17 protein-coding genes are annotated in these 20,970 nt (G+C 70.3%); 10 read left to right on the top strand and 7 right to left on the bottom strand.

Annotated features, from left to right (window positions below):
* Positions 1 to 197: 197 nt before the first annotated feature.
* The 6 genes from ACWDU4_RS25125 to ACWDU4_RS25100 form a co-directional block, all read right to left on the bottom strand.
* Positions 198 to 1,205, bottom strand: coding sequence for a DUF3089 domain-containing protein (locus tag ACWDU4_RS25125; protein ID WP_450116664.1), 1,008 nt, complete (start codon positions 1,203 to 1,205; stop codon positions 198 to 200).
* Positions 1,206 to 1,267: 62 nt separating this feature from the next.
* Positions 1,268 to 3,445, bottom strand: coding sequence for an AAA family ATPase (locus tag ACWDU4_RS25120; RefSeq protein ID WP_450116663.1), 2,178 nt, complete (start codon positions 3,443 to 3,445; stop codon positions 1,268 to 1,270).
* Positions 3,446 to 3,468: 23 nt separating this feature from the next.
* Positions 3,469 to 4,566, bottom strand: coding sequence for a serine aminopeptidase domain-containing protein (locus ACWDU4_RS25115; RefSeq protein ID WP_450116662.1), 1,098 nt, complete (start codon positions 4,564 to 4,566; stop codon positions 3,469 to 3,471).
* Positions 4,567 to 4,593: 27 nt separating this feature from the next.
* Positions 4,594 to 5,445: a CDP-alcohol phosphatidyltransferase family protein gene (locus ACWDU4_RS25110; RefSeq protein ID WP_450116661.1), complete on the bottom strand. Its 852-nt coding sequence runs from the start codon at positions 5,443 to 5,445 to the stop codon at positions 4,594 to 4,596.
* Between the two features lie 14 nt (positions 5,446 to 5,459).
* A complete protein-coding gene (locus tag ACWDU4_RS25105) occupies positions 5,460 to 6,173 on the bottom strand; it encodes a phosphatidylserine decarboxylase (RefSeq protein WP_450116660.1) in 714 nt (237 codons plus the stop codon).
* A 120-nt stretch (positions 6,174 to 6,293) separates the two neighbouring features.
* Entirely contained in the window at positions 6,294 to 6,764 is a 471-nt protein-coding gene (locus ACWDU4_RS25100; RefSeq protein WP_450116659.1) for an SRPBCC family protein, read from the bottom strand.
* A 444-nt stretch (positions 6,765 to 7,208) separates the two neighbouring features.
* Between ACWDU4_RS25100 and ACWDU4_RS25095 the strand changes: the two genes are divergently transcribed.
* From ACWDU4_RS25095 to ACWDU4_RS25060, 8 genes are all read left to right on the top strand, one after another.
* Positions 7,209 to 7,559: a GntR family transcriptional regulator gene (locus tag ACWDU4_RS25095; protein ID WP_450116658.1), complete on the top strand. Its 351-nt coding sequence runs from the start codon at positions 7,209 to 7,211 to the stop codon at positions 7,557 to 7,559.
* Positions 7,556 to 8,551 (top strand): DUF1648 domain-containing protein, encoded by a 996-nt coding sequence (locus ACWDU4_RS25090; RefSeq protein WP_450116657.1) that lies wholly within the window; start codon positions 7,556 to 7,558, stop codon positions 8,549 to 8,551. Before ACWDU4_RS25095 ends, ACWDU4_RS25090 begins: the two co-directional genes overlap by 4 nt.
* Before the next feature lie 48 nt (positions 8,552 to 8,599).
* On the top strand, positions 8,600 to 9,379 hold the full coding sequence (locus ACWDU4_RS25085; RefSeq protein ID WP_450116656.1) for an HAD-IIA family hydrolase: 780 nt from the start codon (positions 8,600 to 8,602) through the stop codon (positions 9,377 to 9,379).
* Positions 9,380 to 9,533: 154 nt separating this feature from the next.
* On the top strand, positions 9,534 to 10,055 hold the full coding sequence (locus ACWDU4_RS25080) for a DUF6764 family protein (RefSeq protein ID WP_450116655.1): 522 nt from the start codon (positions 9,534 to 9,536) through the stop codon (positions 10,053 to 10,055).
* 332 nt (positions 10,056 to 10,387) lie between these two features.
* Entirely contained in the window at positions 10,388 to 12,013 is a 1,626-nt protein-coding gene (gene groL, locus ACWDU4_RS25075) for a chaperonin GroEL (protein WP_450116654.1), read from the top strand.
* A 303-nt stretch (positions 12,014 to 12,316) separates the two neighbouring features.
* Entirely contained in the window at positions 12,317 to 13,345 is a 1,029-nt protein-coding gene (locus ACWDU4_RS25070) for an alpha/beta hydrolase (protein WP_450116653.1), read from the top strand.
* Positions 13,346 to 13,595: 250 nt separating this feature from the next.
* On the top strand, positions 13,596 to 15,077 hold the full coding sequence (locus ACWDU4_RS25065) for an HD domain-containing phosphohydrolase (RefSeq protein ID WP_450116665.1): 1,482 nt from the start codon (positions 13,596 to 13,598) through the stop codon (positions 15,075 to 15,077).
* Positions 15,078 to 15,260: 183 nt separating this feature from the next.
* The gene (locus ACWDU4_RS25060) at positions 15,261 to 16,595 is read left to right on the top strand and encodes an anaerobic C4-dicarboxylate transporter family protein (RefSeq protein WP_450116652.1); all 1,335 of its coding nucleotides are present in this window, start codon (positions 15,261 to 15,263) and stop codon (positions 16,593 to 16,595) included.
* Positions 16,596 to 16,657: 62 nt separating this feature from the next.
* Here ACWDU4_RS25060 and ACWDU4_RS25055 read toward each other — a convergent pair whose 3' ends face one another.
* Positions 16,658 to 17,767: an N-formylglutamate amidohydrolase gene (locus ACWDU4_RS25055; RefSeq protein WP_450116651.1), complete on the bottom strand. Its 1,110-nt coding sequence runs from the start codon at positions 17,765 to 17,767 to the stop codon at positions 16,658 to 16,660.
* Positions 17,768 to 17,812: 45 nt separating this feature from the next.
* Between ACWDU4_RS25055 and ACWDU4_RS25050 the strand changes: the two genes are divergently transcribed.
* Positions 17,813 to 18,646: an alpha/beta hydrolase family protein gene (locus tag ACWDU4_RS25050; protein WP_450116650.1), complete on the top strand. Its 834-nt coding sequence runs from the start codon at positions 17,813 to 17,815 to the stop codon at positions 18,644 to 18,646.
* A 6-nt stretch (positions 18,647 to 18,652) separates the two neighbouring features.
* A complete protein-coding gene (locus tag ACWDU4_RS25045) occupies positions 18,653 to 20,959 on the top strand; it encodes a protein kinase domain-containing protein (protein ID WP_450116649.1) in 2,307 nt (768 codons plus the stop codon).
* Positions 20,960 to 20,970: the final 11 nt, after the last annotated feature.

Genomic DNA, 20,970 nt, shown 5'->3' with positions numbered 1-20,970 from the left:
GCCCAATCGCCGCCCTGCTGCGTTGTCGTCGGCGCCGATACAACAGCGGTATCGGCTTCTCCTCCGCCTTGCCGGACGACGATTGTTTCGCCAGGTGCATCCGAGAGGGATTAGGAGACACGCCCTTGCGCCCTGTGCGTGAGTTCCACCCCGACCGGGTGGGGCCCCCTCTGGGGAGGAACTCACGCACGGGCGCGTCAGCGCAGATAGGCCCGGGACTGGGTGGCGACCAGGTCGACGAGGTCGCGCTGCGCGAGGTTGACGTCCATCACGTGCAGGCCCCAGGTCTCGTTCGGGACGGCGGGCAGCAGGGACGCACCCGGGCCGTCCACCATCAGCACGTGGGGCCTGCTTCCGCCGGTGCAGCGGGCGCGGAAGACGTCGACGTCGCGGCCGCCGATCGTGCCGCGCAGCGGTGCATCCGAGTTGTCGTACAGGGAAGCGGGATTGGTGCACAGCACCTCGTAGTCCGGACCGTACGGCAGGTCGGCACGGGTGCCGGAGGTGGCGGGCGCCTGGGGCGAGAGGCCGTAGCGGGTGTCCGGCGGCGGGGTCCGGGAGAACGCCGAGTACGCCACGACGCAGCCGGTCCGGTCGCGGTCCGTGCAGGCGGGTACCGACGTGAAGTCGCCTCCGACGGTCTCACCCTTGCGGACCAGGACGTTCCCGCCGATCAGCAGGGCGGAAACGAGTCGAGACTGCAAGGGCTGCCCGTCGATCCGGTTGTGGATGAGCGTGCGCAACATCCGGGTGCCCTGCGAGTGTCCGATCAGGACGACGCCGCGGCCGTGGTTGTGCTGTGCGAGGTAGTCGTCCCAGGCTCGCTCGAGGTCGTCGTACGCGAGGTCCAGTGCCGCGGAGCGGACCTCCGGCGACGCGCCGTTCAGTGCGCGCAGCGTCATCTGCCGGTACACCGGCGCCCACACGTCGCAGGACGTGCCGAACGGTTCCGCCTGCAGCCGCGCAACCGCCTGCAGCTCGGGGGAGCGGTCGTGGTTCGCGTTCGTGCCCTGCTGCAGCGAGGCGGTGGGGTACACGTAGAAGCAGTCGACCGGGGCGCCGGAGCGGCCACCGCACGGATCGTCCGGCTGGCCGGGCCGGCACAGCCACGTGGTCGTGGTCTGTGCCGATGCCGGCGGGGCGGCCACGAGAGCGAGAAGCACCGTCCACAGGAGCGCCGCCGCGGCGGCGAATCGAGCGCTCATGACAGCCGAGTGTAGGTCGGTCTGCGGGTCCCCACCCGGTGAACTGCGCGCCCCCACGGGGCCTACCGGTTCTGCGCGTACGCCTCCAGGTGCGCGACCTGATCCGGGTCCAGGGACGGGCGGACGGCCGCACGGGCGGTGGCGACGTCGTCGGCGGTGACGTCGGCGGCGTCGACGTTGCGCCGCATCGCGGCCAGCGCCGCCTCCCGCAGCAGGGCCGAACAGTCCGCCGCCGAGTAACCGTCGAGGTCCACGGCGAGCGCGGCCAGGTCGACCTCCGCGGCCAGCGGCACCGATCGGCTTGCGGTGCGCAGGATCTCGTGCCGTGCGTCGGAGTCCGGCGGTGGCACGAACACCAGCTTCTCCAGCCGGCCGGGCCGCAGCAGGGCCGGGTCGATCAGGTCGGGACGGTTCGTCGCGCCGACCACCACGACGTCGCGCAGCGGCTCGACGCCGTCGAGTTCGGTGAGCAGTGCGGCGACCACGCGGTCGGTGACGCCGGAGTCGGTGGACTGTCCGCGCCGCGGTGCCAGGGCGTCCACCTCGTCGAGGAAGATCATCGACGGCGCCGAATCGCGGGCCCGCTGGAACAGCTCGCGCACCGCCTTCTCCGATGCGCCGACCCACTTGTCCATCAGCTCCGCGCCTTTCACCGCGTGCACCGACAACTGACCCGAACTGGCCAGCGCCCGAACCAGATACGTCTTGCCGCAGCCGGGCGGCCCGTACAGCAGTACGCCGCGGGGCGGGTCGACGCCGAGCCGGGCGAACGAATCCGGGTGCTGCAGCGGCCACAGCACCGCTTCGGTCAGCGCCTGCTTCGTCTCCACCATGTCCCCGACGTCGTCGAGGGTGACCGACCCGACCGCCAGCTCCTCGGTGCCCGACCGCGACAGTGGACGGATCACCTCGAGTGCACCGACCAGGTCGGACTGCTCGAGTCGCGGTTCGGTGCCCTCGCTGCTGGCCCGTGACGCCGCCCGCATGGCAGCTTCCCGGACCAGTGCCGCCAGGTCGGCGGCGACGAACCCCGGTGCTCGGGAGGTGATTTCGCCGAGGTCGAGGGTGGAGGTCGGCACCCGGCGCAGCAGTTGCTCGAGCAGGGCGCGGCGTGTGCCGCCGTCGGGCAGCGGGATCGTCAGCTCCCGGTCGCACACGTCCTGCCCGCGGGCGCGGCTGTCGAGGGCGTCGGGGTGGGCGGTCGTGGCGACGAAGGCGACCCCCGGTGTGTCCACCGCGCGGCGCAGCTCGTCGAGGATCAGCGCCGACACGGGTTCCGGTTCGGCCGGGAGCAGGGCGTCCAGGTCGGTGATCAGCAGGACCCCGCGATCGTGCCGCAGGCGGGTGACGGCGTCGGCGACGCGCTGCAGCCGGGCCGCGGACTCGAGGGCGCCCACGGTCGGGCCGTCGAGTTCGGCGACCGTGCGGTCGGCGAGCACCGCCCGCGCCAGGGTCGCCTTGCCGACTCCGGCGGGCCCGGTGATCAGGACGCCGAGATGCGCGGAGGCGCCGAGGGTGTGCAGCAGTTCCGGCTCGTCGAGGGCCAGCTTGAGCCACTCGGTCAGCTTGGCCGCTTGTGCGGAGACCCCGACCAGATCCTGCACCGCCACCGGTTCCGGACGCGGCGCCGGGTGGTCTGCGGACGGTGCCGATTCCGTGGCTTCCGGCACCGCGGCCACGGGGGAGGTTCCCCAGCCGATCGCCGAATTGGGTTGCACGCTCACCGGTCCGGGCGGGTCGACGGAGACCACCGTCAGCAGTTCCGACGTCCACGCCACCCCGAAGGTGCGGGAGAGCGACTGTGTTGCCGCACTGGTCGAGATGCCCGGCCCGAGGTCGCGCGGAAGAAGGGAGACGGTGTCCCCGACGGTGAGCACCTTGCCCAACAGGGCCTGGCGCAAGGTGGTTTCGGAGATCGAGCGGGTGGCCAGTGCCGACCCGCTCAGCGTCGCGGCGCGCGCGCCGTACACGGTCACCGGCGAGACGACAACGCGCGCATCCTCTTTCAGGCCGGCATTGGACAGGGTGACGTCGTCGAGCAGGGCGGTGCCGGTGGGGATCCCGGCCGGGGCGAGGGCAACCACGGCGGCGGTCCGGCGGGCGCCGACCACCGCGATCCCGTCCCATTCCCGCAGCCCCAGCGCGGCCAGCGCCTCGGGGTGCAGGCGCACCACCCCGCGGCGGGCATCGGAGGCCGAGGTGTTCAACCGGGCGGTCAGGGCGAGTTCCGGAGACGTCACGAGATCCACCCTAGTGGCGACGTTCAGCGGACGAGCCGCACCGACCACTGCTGCAGTGTCGCGGCGAACTCAGCCGACTCCGGTAGTGCCACAATCCGGTCCACCGTGCTCGGAGGAAGCGGTCCCAGCTCGTCGAGCTGGTGGTTGGCATTGGCGAAACGCGCGAACCGGAGTTCGGTGTGGCCGACCGCGTCGCGCAGGGGGACGAGCTGATCGCAACTGACGTTCAGGTCCTTGTCGGAGCACGTGAGCAGGACCGGGGTGTCCTCGGCGACGGCGGCGGCCAGGCGTACCGGATCCAGGGCGTCGGCCTCGGCGAGGAACTTCGCGTTCGTGCGGACCAGTCCGATGCTCGCGAGCAGCGGATCCGGTTTGGCGGGCAGGCTGCCGGTCTCGCGCAGCGACTCGACGCTGTCCCGGAGGGTCGCGCGGGCGCCCTCGGCGTTCTCGCCGGTCATCTGACCCAGGCGCACCGCCTGGTCGAGTTGCGTGTTCAGCTGCGCGGTCAGTAGGTCCAGGTAACGCATCGGCAGCGGGGCGAGCAGTCCGAGGCCGCCTCTGCCGATGTCCCGCTGGGCGAGCGCGAGGGCGGTGAATCCGCCCTCGCTGTGGCCGATCACCGACAGCCGGCCTGCGGGGACGCCGGTGCGCTCGGCGAGCAGGGCGGCGGCCGCGGCCGCGTGGTCGACCTGGGCGGTGAACCCGATGTTCGCGAGCTGGTCCGGGGTCAGCCCGGCGAGGCCGGTGGCCCCGCTGCCGAGCTTGTCGAAGCGCAGGCTGGCGACGCCCTGCGCCGCGAGGTCGTCGGCGATCCGGGCGATCGTGTTCGTGGTGAGTCCGGGCTGGTTGCCGTTGCGGTCGGTCGGGCCGCTGCCCGGCAACAGCAGGGCTGCGGCCCCCGCGCGGGGCAGGGCCGGGGTGCGCAGGCTGCCGTGGAACGTCACGCCTCCGGACTCGAACGTGACCTCGGTGTCCGCGCCCGGTTGCGGAGCCGACGATCCCGCGGCCGGAATCGGCGCGGGGAGCGGCAGGCGCGCGGCCGTCGCGGGCGCGCCGGCCAACCCGGCCGCCACCAACACCGGAAGGGCCGAACCGACCAGCAACCGCTTTGTCGTTCGCATGGCTACCGACATTATCGGAGGCCCATGTCAGCGCGATCGAGGCCGGCGGAGCCCGAGTCGCTCCGCCGAGCGCTGGGTGCGGGCGTTGCCGGGCGCCCGCCGGATCGCGCGCCGCTCGGCGGGTTTCACGTCCCACACCTCCGGCCGGGCGGCGACCCACCGCTTGGACCTGACCGCGAACGGAATGTGCACCAGATATGCGAACACGAGCACGATCAGGAGCACGTACGGATAGGTGATCAGCGCGGCGGCCGTCAGTGCGACCCCGACCAGCAGGACCGCGGCCATCCGGCGGGGCACCGAGAACGTCTTCATCGCCAGCGTCGGAACGCGGCTGACGATCAGCGCCGCCGACAGCACGGTCCACGCGGACACCACCCAGAACGAGGACCACCAGCCGTCACCCCACTGTTCGTAGGCGGCGATCGGGGTGAGCACCATCAGCGCGCCTGCCGGCGCGGGGACGCCGACGAAGAACTCGCTGGTGTACGACGGCGCGGAGTCGTCGTCGAGGAGGGTGTTGAACCGGGCCAGGCGCAGCACGATGCTCACCGCGTAGACCAAGGCCACGATCCACCCGGCGTTGCTGCCGTCGAGCAGCGTCACGTACAGGACCAACGCGGGGGCGACGCCGAACGAGATGGCGTCGGCGAGCGAGTCGAGTTCGGCGCCGATCTTCGTGGTCGCGTCCAGCAGGCGGGCGATGCGTCCGTCGAGCGAGTCGAGGACCGCGGCCACGCCGATCATCCCCAGCGCCGCGCCCAGTTGAGCCTCGAGCGCGAACTTCACGGCCGACAGACCGCTGCACAACGCCAGGATCGTCAGGGTGCTCGGCAGCAGCAGCAGACCGCTGGTCGCGACGCGCCGGGTGCTCGTCACCACTTCCCGCGGACTCACGGGAGCTGGGCGAGGACGGTCTCGGCGCCCACTGCGCGCTGCCCCCGCTCCACCATCAGCGTGGTGCCCGCCGGAAAGTAGGTGTCGACCCGGGAACCGAAGCGGATGAGCCCGTAGGTGTCGCCGATCGGGAGGTGGTCGCCCACCTTCGCGTCGCAGACGATGCGCCGGGCCAGCAGGCCGGCGATCTGCACGACGGCGATCTCGTGGCCGGAGGCGGTTCGCAGCAGCATCGAGTTGCGTTCGTTGGCCTCACTCGCCTCGGCGAGATCGGCGGACAGGAACTTGCCCGGCTGGTGCACCACCTGCAGGACCTCGCCGGCGACGGGGCTGCGCTGCACGTGCACGTCGAGCACGGACAGGAAGATGCTCACGCGTGGCACCGGCTGGTCGCCCATGTTCAGCTCTGCGGGCGGCACGGCGTTGTCGACGAGCGCGACCTCGCCGTCGGCGGGGGAGACGGCCACGTTCGGCCGGTTCGGCGGTACCCGGTGCGGGTGCCGGAAGAACGCGGCGCTCGCACCGGCGGCGAGCAGGCCCGTGCGGCGGATCCAGGGCCGACGCCGGCCGAGAGCGGCCACACCCAGCGGGGCCAGGACGAACGGCAGTCCGGCCGGATGCAGTGGCGGAATCGTGGTCCGGACCAGGTCGACCAGGTGCGCGAGCCCGGTCGGTTGCGGAGTGCCAATGGGGGTGGGGCGGCGGGCCACGGGTTCCTCTTCGGTTGGCGACGTGTGGGTGTTCGCGGGCGGAACGGCCGCTCGCGGGCACTGCACAGGCTAGCCGAGGTCGGCGTCCGCGCCCCACCCCCAAGTGGTGCCAGGGGGTGGTCAGCGTGCGGTCGCGGCCGCGGACTCCACTTCGCTCTTGATCCGCGCCAGGGTGAGGTTCATCCCGGAGATCATCTCGACCTCGAAGTCCGCGGTGCCGCCCATGAACTTGTCGACGAGGAAGCTGGAGACCTTGGTGGTTCCGGTCGGGGCCTCACGGCGCTCGGTGACCCGCGTGCCGGTCTCGGTGGGGGTGAGTTCGTAGGTCCAGATGGTGTGGTTCTCCGCCACTCGCCACGCGATGGCCTTGCCCGGCTCGAATCGGATCACCTTGGCGCTGGTCGGCCACACCAGCAGGCCCTTCTTGTTGACGTTGAAGGTGCGGGTGCCCTGCCGGACCGGGCCACCGAAGACCTTCATCACCTTGCACTGGGGGCTCCACTTGCCCATCCGCTCGAGGTCGGAGATCACCCGCCACACCGCGTCCGCGGTGGCGTCGATCTCGATGTCGGCTTCGAGTGTGTTCGTCACAGGGGCTCCCGGTTCGTGGATGTTGGTGGTACTTGCGGTTACGCATGATTTCCCGGACTCGGCGGCTTCGTCAAGGTGGACCACAGCGGTGTAATGCGCCGGGTCCGGCAGGCGATGAAGAGGTTATCCACACCAAGGCCGGCCGCCTGTCGGGCCGGCTCCCGCATTCGGAGCATGTCGTGAAGATCCCAGACGTTCTGCGTCCCGCCCATCGCAACCCGGTACCGCTGCTGCCGACCACGCGAAGTCGGGGGCGTCGGGAGGCGTGGCCCAGCGAGCGACTCGAACGCCTCCTGACTCCGCGGGAGATCGACGACCTGGTTCGAGGTCACTTCACCCGCTGACGTCCCGGCGTCGCACACCGTTCGGGTTCTCCGGGGGCTCGAACGGTGCATTCATGCGGGCAAAGTTGTTCTAATGGAACTAGAACAATAGAATGTGTTCGTGCTCATCCGAATCGACCCCGCCTCGCCGACGCCACTCTTCGAACAGGTCGCGGCGAGCGTGCGGCGCGCCCTGGTCGACGGCAGCGTCGGTCCCGGGGACCGGTTACCCGGTGCCCGGGAGCTCGCCGAATCCCTCGACCTGAACGTGCACACGGTGCTGCGCGGCTACCAGCAGTTGCGTGACGAGGGACTGATCGAACTGCGGCGTGGCCGCGGCGCGGTGGTCGCGGCCGACGCCGGCGGACGCAGCCGGCTTCAGGAGGCCGTCCTCGACGTCGTCGCCGAGGCGCGTCGCCTCGGACTGAGTGCGGCGGAACTGGTGACCCTCGTCAAGAAGGAGATGACATGACCGAACAGACCTTGGCACCGCAGGTGTCGTGGGCCCGCGCGCTGGTCGCGGCGCTGTCGGCGCCGGTGGCGCTCGCCGCGCTCGCGCTGGTGCTGTTCGCCGGCTGGGCCGCCGACCTGCCGGATCCGATGGCCGTGCACTTCACATTCGACGGCAGTGCCGACGGTTTCGCCTCGCAGGCCGCAGCGCGCGCGACCGTGCTCCTCGGTCCCGCGACCGCCGCGGTCCTGGTGACGGTCCTGGTGCTGATCACCCGGCGTGACCTGCGGACCGCCAGGATGGGCGTCGCCCTCGCCTCCGGCACCGGCTCGTTCCTCGCGGTGCTACCGGTCCTGCTGGCAATCCCGCAGCGCGGCGTCTCCGACGCCTCGTCCGTCACCGTGCCCGGCTGGTGGATCCTCGCCGCCGCGGTGATCGGGGTGGGCGCGGCCCTGCTCGCCCACCTGAGCATGCCTGCGCCCGGGCCCGCCCGGGCGAGTGCCGCGCCCGGCGCCGACGCCCCACGCATCCCGCTCGAGGAGGGAGAACGGGTCGCGTGGTCGGGAACGGCGGCGATGCCCCGGTGGTTCGGCGTTCTCCTGGGCGTGCTCCCGATCGCGGTCGTCGTCGCACTGACGGCGGTCGGGGCGGGCTCGGCGATCCTGCTGCTCGTGGTCGCCGCGATCTCGGGGGCCGTGATGGCGCTCGTTCTCGCCCCGGTCCGGGTCGTCGTCGACCAGCGCGGGCTGTCCGCGCGCGGAGTCGTCCCGGTCAGGCCCGTTCACATCCCTCTCGACGAGGTCGCCGAGGCGCGCGAGGTGGCCGTCAAGGTGCTCAACGGGTTCGGGGGCTACGGCTACCGGGTCGGTCCCCGGGGTGTCGGACTGATCGCCCGCCCGGGCCCCGCGCTGGAGGTCACCCGTGGTGACGGGTCGCGATTCACCGTCACGGTCGACGGGGCCGACCAGGCCGCGGCGGTGCTCAACACCCTCGCCGCCCGTGGCCGCGTCTGAATCCGGTCGCGCCCGGACACACCCGAGGTCCGGGCGCATACTGGGTCGGTGAGCGTCGGCGGCGTGCTGTTCGACATCGACGGGGTCCTCGTCACGTCGTGGCGGGCACTTCCCGGGGCCGCCGACGCCCTGCGCGCCGTCCGCGACCGCGCGCTGCCCAGGGCCTTCCTCACCAACACGACCTCGCGCACCCGCGGCGAGATCGCCACGGCGCTGCGGGACTGCGGGATGGACGTCGACACCGGTGAGATCGTCACCGCCGCCGTGCTGACCGCCGAATACCTGCGGTCGACCTATCCGGGCGCGCGGTGCCTGGTGGTCAACCACGGCGACATAACGAAGGACCTGCAGGGCATCGTTCTCGACGCCGAGCATCCCGACGTGGTGGTGCTCGGCAGCGCCGGGCCCGAGTTCGACCACGTCACCCTGAGTCGAGTGGTGGAACTGATGCAGCAGGGGATTCCCGTCGTGGCGATGCAGAGCGGGTTGACGTGGGCCACCGCGGACGGGCTCCGGATCGACACCGGCGCCTATCTGCCGGGGCTCGAGGCCGCGGGAGGTGGACGCGTGACGGTGATCGGCAAGCCGGCACCGACCGGCTTCACCACCGCCGCCGCCGTGATGGGTACCGACCCCGAACACGCCGTCATGGTCGGCGACGACCTGGTCAACGACGTGCTCGCCGCCCAGTACGTCGGGTTCGCGGGGGTGCTGGTGCGGACCGGCAAGTTTCGTCCCGCGATCCTGGAGGCGCCGCCCGGGCGGCCCGACCACGTGATCGACTCGGTGGCGGACCTGCCGGGGCTGCTCGACGAACTCGATCCGTAGCCCCGGCGGGCCGAGAAGCCGGACGGGGCCGAGACGCGGCACTGACGGGGCCCGCCGAATTGGTTGCCGAATCCGCCGCGAACCTGGGGGTCGGGAGGGCGGTTGTTCGGTACGGTCGATCACATCCCATCCCACCTCATGTTCGAGGAGTTTCGTGCGCACTTGGTTCCGCCCTCGTTCCCTGTCCCTGTTCGCCACCCGGGCCGCGCGTGTCGGCGCGTCGATCGCGACCGGTGTCGCCGTGATCGGTGGTCTCGCCGTCACCGGTGCGGGGGTCGCCTCCGCCGCCCGCGTGGACTGCGTCTCCCCGCCTTCTGCCAACGACATCCGCGTCGTCGGTGACGCCAGCTGCGGTGCGACGGCCACCGGCGCCGGCGTCGCCAATGCCGGCGCGATGGACAGCGGCACCGCCGTGAGCGTGTCCGAGGGCGGCAGCGCGAACACGTTCGCGACCGGGTTCGGCGTCGCGCTCAGCACGTCGAAGGTCGCGGGCCAGGCGCACGCCTACGCGATCGGCGGCGGGATCGCCCACGCCCGTACCGACAACGGCGACACCACCTTCGCGCTCGCCGGCTGGGGGTCGGGCGCCACCGCGGAGTCGGGTGGAGTGAACTGCATGGGACCGCTCTCGTTCGCCGTCAACCTCAACACCGGCGCGGTCTGCCTCATTCGCTGAGCGCATCGGGCCGCATCCGTGCGAACGACCGGGGCGCGTCCGCCGAATCCGAGAGGATTCGTGCGGGCGCGCCCCGCGCCCGTTCAGGGACCTGCGAGTCCTTGCACTCACCCCCTGTGAGTGCTAAAAAGGCACTTGGCACTCGCAACACGTGAGTGCCAGGTCGGGACGGTGAGGCTGGGATCCCATCGACACCCCTGGTCGTCCGTCGCGGGCACCGAGCCTGGCCGAGTGAACGGGGCGAACCGCATGCGGTCGTCCTGCGCGCCAATGAGGCGACCCGACGAGCGGTCGCCTTGTGTGTCACCCCCAATCCGGAGGATCACTTCGCAATGGCCAAGATCATCGCGTTCGACGAAGAGGCACGTCGCGGCCTCGAGCGTGGCCTGAACAGCCTCGCCGACGCCGTCAAGGTGACGCTGGGACCCAAGGGTCGCAACGTCGTGCTCGAGAAGAAGTGGGGCGCCCCCACGATCACCAACGACGGCGTGTCCATCGCCAAGGAGATCGAGCTCGAGGACCCCTACGAGAAGATCGGCGCCGAGCTGGTCAAGGAGGTCGCCAAGAAGACCGACGACGTCGCGGGCGACGGCACCACCACCGCCACCGTCCTCGCTCAGGCGCTCGTCCGCGAGGGTCTGCGCAACGTCGCTGCCGGCGCCAACCCGCTGGGTCTCAAGCGCGGCATCGAGAAGGCCGTCGAGGCCGTCACCGCCAAGCTGCTCGACACCGCCAAGGAGGTCGAGACCAAGGAGCAGATCGCTGCCACCGCCGGTATCTCGGCCGGCGACTCGTCCATCGGTGAGCTGATCGCCGAGGCCATGGACAAGGTCGGCAAGGAAGGCGTCATCACCGTCGAGGAGTCCAACTCCTTCGGCCTGCAGCTCGAGCTCACCGAGGGCATGCGCTTCGACAAGGGCTACATCTCGCTGTACTTCGCGACCGACGCCGAGCGCCAGGAAGCGGTCCTCGAGGATCCGTACATCCTGCTCGTCAGCTCCAAGATCTCCACGGTCAAGGACCTGCTGCCGCTGCTGGAGAAGGTCATCCAGGCCGGCAAGCCGCTGCTGATCATCGCCGAGGACGTCGAGGGCGAGGCCCTGTCGACCCTGGTCGTCAACAAGATCCGCGGCACCTTCAAGTCCGTCGCCGTCAAGGCTCCGGGCTTCGGTGACCGCCGCAAGGCGCAGCTCGCCGACATCGCCATCCTCACCGGTGGCGAGGTCGTCAGCGAAGAGGTCGGCCTGTCCCTGGAGACCGCAGGCATCGAGCTGCTCGGCCGCGCCCGCAAGGTCGTCGTCACCAAGGACGAGACCACCATCGTCGAGGGTGCCGGCGATGCCGACGCCATCGCCGGTCGCGTCAACCAGATCCGCGCCGAGATCGAGGCGTCGGACTCGGATTACGACCGTGAGAAGCTGCAGGAGCGCCTGGCCAAGCTGGCCGGTGGCGTCGCCGTCATCAAGGCCGGCGCTGCGACCGAGGTCGAGCTCAAGGAGCGCAAGCACCGCATCGAGGACGCCGTCCGCAACGCGAAGGCTGCCGTCGAGGAGGGCATCGTCGCCGGTGGTGGCGTGGCTCTGCTGCAGTCCGCTCCGGTCCTGGACGACCTGAAGCTGGAGGGCGACGAGGCCACCGGTGCCAACATCGTCAAGGTTGCCCTCGAGGCTCCGCTCAAGCAGATTGCGTTCAACGCCGGCCTCGAGCCCGGCGTCGTCGCGGAGAAGGTTCGCAACCTTCCCGCCGGCAGCGGCCTGAACGCCGCCACCGGTGAGTACGAGGACCTGCTCGTCGCGGGCATCAACGACCCGGTCAAGGTCACCCGCTCGGCGCTGCAGAACGCGGCGTCCATCGCGGCCCTGTTCCTGACCACTGAGGCTGTCGTCGCCGACAAGCCGGAGAAGGCCGCTGCTCCGATGGGCGACCCGACCGGTGGCATGGGCGGCATGGACTTCTGAGTCCGACCCCGCGCGGGACGATCTGATCGTCCCACCCGGCTCACGCGAGGCCGGTCCACCGCACGGTGGACCGGCCTCGTGCCATGTGAACAGCCGGGGTCGATGTCGGTCGGACGGGTGAACTCCGTTCGGCAGTTTGCCCATTCTTTGGACAACCCGCGCGCTCTGGGCGACACTGTCCGGGCGTACCGACTTTCGAGGCCCCACGAAGTAACGGTGGGGCCACGCTGCTGTATATATACGCGAACGCACAGCTTTACAAAGCACAGCTTACGAACGCAGACGACATATCAAGGTGGGAAGATGCCCAAGATTCGTGGATCCGCCCGTCGCATGGGCCGCATCGCGGCCGTGACGGCGGCGCTGACCGTCCTGCCGCTGCTCGGTGTCGGCGCCGTCGCGAACGCCGCCGACGTTCCGAACGCGGTGGCACCGAACGGATCCAAGCTCGAGCGCGTCGACGGCAGCGGACGTCAGGTCACCGCCTACGTGCACTCGACGTCGATGGACAAGCTCATCCCGGTGAAGATCCAGCTGCCCGCCGACACCAGTGCGCCGCGGCCGACGCTGTACCTGCTCAACGGTGCCGGTGGCGGCGAGGACTCCGCGACCTGGCAGCGCCGCACCGACATGGCGTCGTTCTTCTCCGACAAGAGCCTCAACGTGGTCACCCCGATCGGGGGCGCGTTCAGCTACTACACCGACTGGCGCAACGACGACCCGGAGCTCGGCCGCAACAAGTGGACGACCTTCCTCACCGAGGAGCTCCCGCCGATCATCGACTCGGCGTTCAAGGGCAACGGCACCAACTCCCTCGCCGCGATCTCCATGACCGGCACCAGCGTGCTGAACCTGGCCATCAAGGCCCCCGGCCTGTACAAGAGCGTCGCCGGCTACAGCGGCTGCGCCGAGACCAGCACCCCGGCGGGCCAGACCTACATCAAGCTCGTCGTCGAGTCCCGCGGCGGCGGCGACACCGAGAACATGTGGGGGCCCACGGACGACCCGGAGTGGATCGAGAACGACCCGGTCATCCAGGCGGAGAAGCTGCGCGGCACCGAGATCTACATGTCCTCGGGCAACGGCCTCCCGGGCGCGCACGACACTCTCGAGGCGACCGGTGGCACCGCGGCGCTGGCAAACCAGGTCCTGCTCGGCGGGGCCATCGAGGGTGCGACCCTGCTGTGCACGAACAACCTGTTCAAGCGGCTGAACTCGCTGAACATCCCGGCCACGTTCGACTTCCGTCCGAACGGCACCCACTCGTGGGGCTACTGGGAGGACGACCTGCACAAGTCGTGGCCGTGGATCGCACGCACCATCGGCCTGTGACGCTTCGACCTTCGGATTCCTGACCGGGGCACGTCCCCGGTTCCCGGCTCCACCGACGGCGCCGATCCCGCTCAGCGGGGTCGGCGCCGTCGTGTTTCCGTGTGGTCGTGTTTCCGCGTGACCGTGTTTCCTACGCGACAATGGACCCGTGCGCGCGGATGCGGTGTTCGACGCACCGGTCGGCGGTCCCCGGCGGCCGGAGCTGCTGGCCGCGTTGTCGCTCGCCATCGACCTCGGCCTGGGACAGCCGATGGAACACATGTTGCGGTCCGCGCTGATCGCGACCCGTCTCGCCGAGCGGGTCGGGGTGGACGAGACGGCGCGCGCCGCCGTCTATTACGGCACCCTGGTCGAGTGGATCGGCTGTCACGCCGACTCCCACGAGCTGACCGCGCTGGTCGGGGACGACATCGCGTTCCGCGCGGACACCTACGGGATCGACATGACCGGCTGGCCACTGCTCCGGTTGATCCTGAGGCACGCGGGCGCCGACGATCCCGTGTGGCGGCGCGGACTCCGGACCGTGGTGCTGGCCCGCACCGCGCGGTCCCGGCTGACGGAGCTGATCACGTCGCACTGCACGTCGGCTCGGGTGCTCGCCGAACGGGCGGGGCTGGACTCCGGGGTCGCAGATGTGCTCGCGTACACCTTCGAACGATGGGACGGGTCCGGGCTGCCCCGCGGTGTCGGTGGCGAGTCGATTCCGCTCGCGGCGAGCGTGATCGCGGTCGCCGATGTCGCCGAGGTGCACTTGCGGACCGGCGGTCCGGACCGCGCGGTCCAGGTGGTCACCGCCCGTCGCGGTGGGCAGTTCTCGCCGCGGGTGGTGGACGTGTTCGCCGCCGACGTCGGTGACATCGTGGCGGGGCTGCTCGAGTGCGACGTGTGGGCCGCGGCGCTGGATCGAGCACCGGACCGGGACCGTCGTCTCGGTCCGGACGAACTCGATGTACTGCTCGGTGCGATGGGGGATTTCGTCGATCTGAAATGCCCGTTTCTGCTGGGGCATTCGCGTGCGGTGGCGGAGTTGGCGCGGGAGGCCGCCCGGATCCTGGGGATGACGCCGCCGCATCAGCGGCGCGTCTATCGCGCGGGTCTCGTGCACGGGCTGGGCCGGATGGGGATCTCGAACCGGATCTGGGAGCAGGCCACGCCACTGACCACGGCGGACTGGGAGCGGGTGCGCCTGTACCCGTACCTGACCGGACGGATCCTCAGTCGGGTCGGGGGACTCGAGGATGTCGTGGCGGTGGCGGTCGCTCATCGGGAACGGCTGGACGGCAGCGGATTTCCGCGTGGTACCACCGCCGCCGACCTGACACCGGCGGATCGGTTGCTGGCCGTGGCGGACGCGTACCAGCGGATGCTCGAGCCGCGACCGTACCGCCCCTCGCACACCCCGACCGAGGCGGCGAACCTGCTCCGGGGCGGAGCCGGGTCGGGACGGCTGGACGCGGAAGCGGTCGAGGGCGTTCTGGTGGCCGCCGGGCACCGCCCCGCGCGCCGTCGGGTGTGGCCGGCCGGTCTGACCGATCGTGAGGTGCAGGTCCTGCGGATGGTGGCCCGCGGACACAGCAACCGGGACATCGCAGTCCGACTTGTGATCTCGGAGAAGACGGTGCGCAACCACGTCGAGCACGTGTATCTCAAACTCGGCGTCCGCAACCGAACCCAGGCGAGCATGGCCGCGATCGATCACGGGTTGGCGCAGTATCCGCTGGTGGCGGACTGACGGGACCGCGACAGAGCCCCGCCGTGCTCGGCTCGACCGCACCCGGCAGCGTGCGGGAGTGACGTTCAGCTATTGACCGGCTAAGTCCACGGCGCGGTGCCCCGGCGAAATGCTGTGCCGTGCGTAATATCCGGTTCGAGTCGGGTCCGGTGGCGGGCCCGCCGACGAACGGGGTGTACGCAGGTGGACGGTGTGGTGATCGCGCTCGAACTGATCGTGGTGCTCGGCGCGATCGTGATGGGCACCCGGTCGAGTGGAGTCGCGCTCGGCCTGTGGGGTGGTGCCGGTGTCGCGGTACTGGTCTTCATCTTCGGTGAGGACGTCGGCGCACCGCCGGTCGACGCGCTGCTGATCGTCCTGTCGGTGGTGCTGGCGTCCTCGATGATGCAGGCGGCCGGTGGCATCGACTGGATGGTGTCGATCGCGGCGAACGTGATCGCCAAGCGGCCCAAGCAGATCACCCTCATCGCACCGCTGGTGTCGTTCCTGTTCTCGGTCGGTGCGGGCACGTCGAACATCCTGTACCCGTTGCTCCCGGTCATCTACGACGCCTCGTACCGCAACGGGATTCGCCCGTCGCGTCCGCTGTCGCTGTCCGTGGTTGCGACCGGTGTCGCGCTCGCGTGCAGCCCGGTCTCGGCGGCCATGGCGGCGATGGTCACCCTGACCGACGTCGAGCCGTACAACTTCGAACTGATCGACATCATCAAGATCACCTTGCCTGCCGCAATCATCGGCATCGTGATCAGTTCGTTCGTGGTGAACCGGCTCGGAAAGTCCATCGCCGAGGACCCGGAGATTCAGGCGAAGATCGCGGCCGGCGAGATCGCGGCCCCGGCGGGTGGCATGAGCAAGGTGGAACTGAAGTCCACGACTCAGGGGCGCAACGCGGCCCTGATCTTCCTCGTCGGCGTGCTCGCGATCGTGGTCTTCGGTCTGTTCAAGGGAATTCGGCCCGACGCCGCCGACGGCAGCCCCTTGGGCATGACGCCGATCATCGAGATGATCATGTTCGTCGTCGGCACGCTGATCCTGTTGGTGAGCAAGCCGCCGGTCGCGGATGTGCCGACGATGTCGGTGTTCAAGGCCGGCATGGTCTCCGCGATCGCCCTGTTCGGCCTGGCCTGGCTGACGGATACGTTCATCAGCGCGCACCTCGACCTGATCACCGACACCGTCGGCGACTGGGTGGAGGCCGCGCCCTGGATCTTCGCGCTGGGCGTGTTCCTGGTCTGTGTGCTCACGACCAGCCAGTCGACCGCGACGCGGACCATCGTGCCGATCGGTCTGACCGCGGGCCTGGCGCCCGGACTGATCAGCGGCATGTGGGCGGGCGCGTTCGCCGGAATCTACCTGCTGCCCACCAACGGATCGCAGATCGCTGCCGCGAACTTCGACGAGTCGGGCAGCACCAAGCTCGGCACCAAACTCGTCGACCACTCGTTCTTCGTGCCGACGCTGGTGCTGGCGGTCACCACGATCGCTGCCGGTTCCGTGCTGGGCGTGATCCTGGGCTGAGCCGGATCCTGTCGTGAGACGCGCCGCCGTCGGGTAATCCGGACGGCGGCGCCTTCTTCGGATCAGCGGGCGCGGTAGGCGTCCCAGCTGGCCTTGCATGCCCGGGCGATGGCGTCGACCTGGTCCGGATCGGCCTTCGGCCATCCCACCCCGGGCTCGTGCAGTTCCGCGGTGAGGGTCGGGCCGAGCAGGAACTCTCGACGGAATTCGGCCTGCACCGCACCGAGCGTCACCCCGGCGGCCGCCGCCCGCGGCGCCAGTTCGGCGAATCGGCCTCCGGCCGAGATGATCTCCTGGCTGCCAAGGTAAGGCTGGTTCAGTGCCACCGCCGCGGCGTCGTCCACCGCGAAGCCCGTGCGGTGTGCCGCCGCCAATGCGCGAATCGCGTCCGGCGCCATCGTGACCGGGTTCTCGCCGCGCGGATTACCGTCGTGGTCACCGCGATTGGACAGCGCGACGACATCGGGCAGTCGATCCGCCGGTGCGCGTTCGACGTTCACCGCGCCCTCGCGGGTGGTGGTGGTGTTCATGGTGTCGTGGAAGGAGAGCGTCGTGAACTCCACCGGCCGCCCGGTGTCGTTCGCCTTGGCGAACGCGAGATCCACCATCCGGTCGACCAATTCGTCGCGGGTCCGCTCGTACACCTCGAGGCCGCGCGCGGCCACCTCGGCGAACGTGTTCGCGAGGAACCGGAGTCCGGCGTCGCTGTCGGGTTCGAGCAGCAGGGGGAAGAACGAAAACGTCACCGGGCGAATTGCATCCACTCCGGTGAGGTCGACCCGGTTGTACGGACCCGCGGCCCGGACCCGGGCGAACGCTTCCTTGAGGTCCGCGTACAGATCGGCGGGCTTGGCGCGGTTGGGGTCACGCACCATTCGCGGATGCGGGTTCTCGACGTAGACGATCCGCGGGTCGATTTCCGCCCAGCGCCGCACGATCGGGCCGGTCGAGCAGTCGGTGAAGTCGAACTGCAACCGACGGGTGAACTCGGGGGCGAGGAACGCGGCCAGTTCGGCGGGGATCAGTGACCCCGAGTGCGGGCAGCTCACGAGCAGGTCGGCCTCGGCCAGAGCCTCGTCCAGGCTGCGGTTGCCGCGGTCGGCGTAGAAGATCAGGTCGTCCCGGGTGAACTCGGTTCCGGCCGGAATCAGCAACGGGTCTGAGAGTGCCATGCCCGAACACTATCGGGCTCCGTGCCGAGGAGAGAGTATTGAACGGTGGAGACGATTCCGATTCAGATGCCGGACGGGACCGAGGTGCCGGTGCGGCTGTTCGCGGGCCGGGAGGCGATGCCCGTCGTGGTGATCTTCCCGGGGTTGGGGGTGCCGGGCGGCTACTACGACACCGTCGCGCAGGCGCTGGTCGACCGCGGCTTCAACGCGGCGATCGGGGAATTGCGTGGTCAGGGTGACAGCAGGCCCCGGCCCGGACCCGACAGCGCCTACGGCTACCAGGAGCTGGCGTCGGTGGACTATCCGGCGGTCTTCGAGGTGGTGCGGGAGCGGTTCGACGAGAGCACTCCCTACCTGCTCGGGCACAGCATGGGAGGTCAGCTGGGCGTGATGTACGCGGCGCGGGCCCGCGGGGAGCTCGGTGGGCTGATCCTCGTGGCGTCCGGGTCGCCGTTCCATCGTTCACACGGTGTGGTGCGGGGTGCGGGGCTGCTCGTCGGGTCGGCGGCGATGTCGGTGACCGCGAACGTGGCCGGGTTCTGGCCGGGGGACCGGTTCGACGTCGGGGGGTTCGGTCGGCAGTCGAAGGTCCTGATCGCCGACTGGTCACGGTTCGCGCGGACCGGTCTGATCGAACCGACCGGCGCGGACATGGACTACGAGGAGCGGATCGGACGGCTGACCCTGCCGGTGCTCTCGATCTCCGTCGAGGGCGATGACCTCGCCCCGAAACCGGCGATCCGCGACCTCGTCCGCAAGCTCCCGAACGCCGAGGTCACCACCTGGCACCAGAGCGACTCGCTGGGGCACAACGGCTGGATTCGCAACTGCGCGAGCACGGTCGATCGGATCGCCGACTGGTTGCACGATCACACCTGAGGCGCAGTGAACCCACCTCCGGAGCTTCCCGACGACGCGACCGTGGCAGGCGGCCCGCCCACCGAACTCGGCCCGCTGACTCGCGTCGGTTCCGGCGGGTCGGAGTCGACCACACGGTCGGGCGGGCCGAGTGCCGGCGTGGTCGTCGACACCGGGGTGGCGCGGCTGGCCGCGGAATGGGAGAGCGGGGCGACCCCGCCGGGCGACCTGCGGGACTACCTTCCCGACACGGACGCGATCCGGCGTACGGCGCTGGTGGAACTGATCATGGTCGACCTCGCCTATCGATGGATCCGGGTTCACCAGCCGAAACGGATCGCCGACTACTGCGTGGAGTTTCCGGAACTGCTCGCGGGACCGATACCTCCCGAACTGATCTACGAGGAGTACCGCGTGCGTCGGCTGAGCGGTGACGACGTCGCCGCGGACGACTACGTCGAGGAGTTCCCGGAACAGGCCGAGCGTTTCGTGTGGCTGCTCGAACACGATCCGCGGTCGAGTACGGAGACCGTCTCGTCGACATTGCCCACCGGAGCGGACCTGCAGGTAGGCGAACGGCTGGACGATTTCGACCTGGTCGCCGAGCTGGGGCACGGAGCGTTCGCGCGCGTCTTCCTGGCCCGCCAGACGTCCATGCAGCGCTGGGTGGCCCTCAAACTGTCACGCAATGTCGGCGCCGAGCCCCAGACCCTCGCGAAGCTCGATCACCCGTACATCGTCCGGGTCTACGACCAGCGTGTGCTCGAAGACCGCCAGGTCCGGGCGCTGTTCATGGAGTACGTACCCGGCGGCACCCTGCTCGACCTGATCCGCCGGGTGCGTGACACGCCACCGGAGCTGCGGTCCGGGCAGCTGCTGCTCGACTCCGTCGAGCGGGAACTGGCACGCAAGGGCGTGAGCGGCCCCGTCGAGTCGAGTGTGCGCGCGGAGGTGGCTGCGTTGTCCTGGCCGGAGACGGTCGCGTGGATCGGGCTGCGGCTCGCGGAGGCCCTCGACTACGCGAGTTCGCAGGGCGTGCTGCACCGGGACGTCAAACCCGCCAACGTGCTGCTCACCGCCGAGGGCATCCCGAAGCTCGCCGATTTCAACGTCAGTTCCGGCGACACCCTGGTGGTGCCGGGGACGGCCACCGCGGTGGCCGGATCGCTGGCCTACATGTCGCCCGAACAGCTGGCGGCGGCGAACACACCGGCGGCCGCCCCGATCGACACCCGCAGCGACATCTACTCGCTCGGGGTCATGCTCTGGGAGTTGCTGACGGGGGAGCGGCCGTTTCCGGACGTCGGGTCGGGCAAGGACGCGGCCGCTGCGGCGCTCGAGGTGCGCCGGCGCGGTGTGGACGAGGAAACGGCCGCGCGGTTGCCCGAGAGCTGTCCGCCCGCCCTGCGCCGGGTGCTGCTCACCTCGCTCGAGCCGGAGCCGGAACGTCGGTGGTCGAGTGGACGGAAGCTGGCCCGGCAGTTCGCACTGTGCCTGGATCCGCGCGCCCGCGGTCTGGTCGACCCGTCGCCGGGAAGCAAACGGTCGATGCTGGTGCGGTGGGCCCTGCCGATCGTGATCGCCGCGATCGGGATCCCCAACCTGCTCGCGACCGCATTCAACTACTACTACAACCGGGAGACGATCATCCGCTCGCTCGCCCCGGAGCCGCAGCTTCACCTCGAGCAGGTGCACACCGTGATCGGCCTCCTGGCGTTCCCCCTCGGCGCGGCGCTGATCCTCTGGTGGTGCCGGCTCGCGCTCACCGTGCCGCGGCGTGTGCAACAGGGACGTTCGTACGACGCCGCGACGCTTCGACGGGCACGGGTGGCCACACTGAACCTGGGGCACCGCGCGGTCGTCGTGGCCTTCGCATTGTGGTTGGTGGCCGGCATCGCCTATCCGATCAGCCTGCAGATCGCGGCCGGGGGGATCCCCCAGCGAACCTTCACCCAGCTGATCGCGTCGCTGGCCGTGTGCGGGGCTGTCGCGGTCGCCTATCCCTTCTTCATCCTCACCTACTACGCGGTCCGCTCCCTGTATCCGGTTCTGCTGTCACACGGGGAGATCCACGGTGACGACGGACGCGATCTCCGGTCACTGAGGGTGCTCGCCACCCGCTATCTCGCGGTCGCCGCGTCGGTCCCACTGGTCGGTGTCGCGGGGCTGAGCTTCGCGGGCGCCGAGCGGCCCGGCTACGTGGATCTGACCGTGCGCGCGCTGTGCCTGGGCGGCATCGTCGGCTTCATCGCGGTCTACCAGCTGTTCCGGCGCATCGAGGCGGACCTGCGGGCCCTGCGCCGGGTCGTGACGCTCGGCGCGCCGGACGGCTGACCGGGCCCGCG

This window comes from Rhodococcus sp. NPDC003348 (assembly GCF_053589375.1).
Note: the sequence above shows the minus strand (reverse complement) of the source record. Positions and strands in the feature narration are given on the sequence as shown.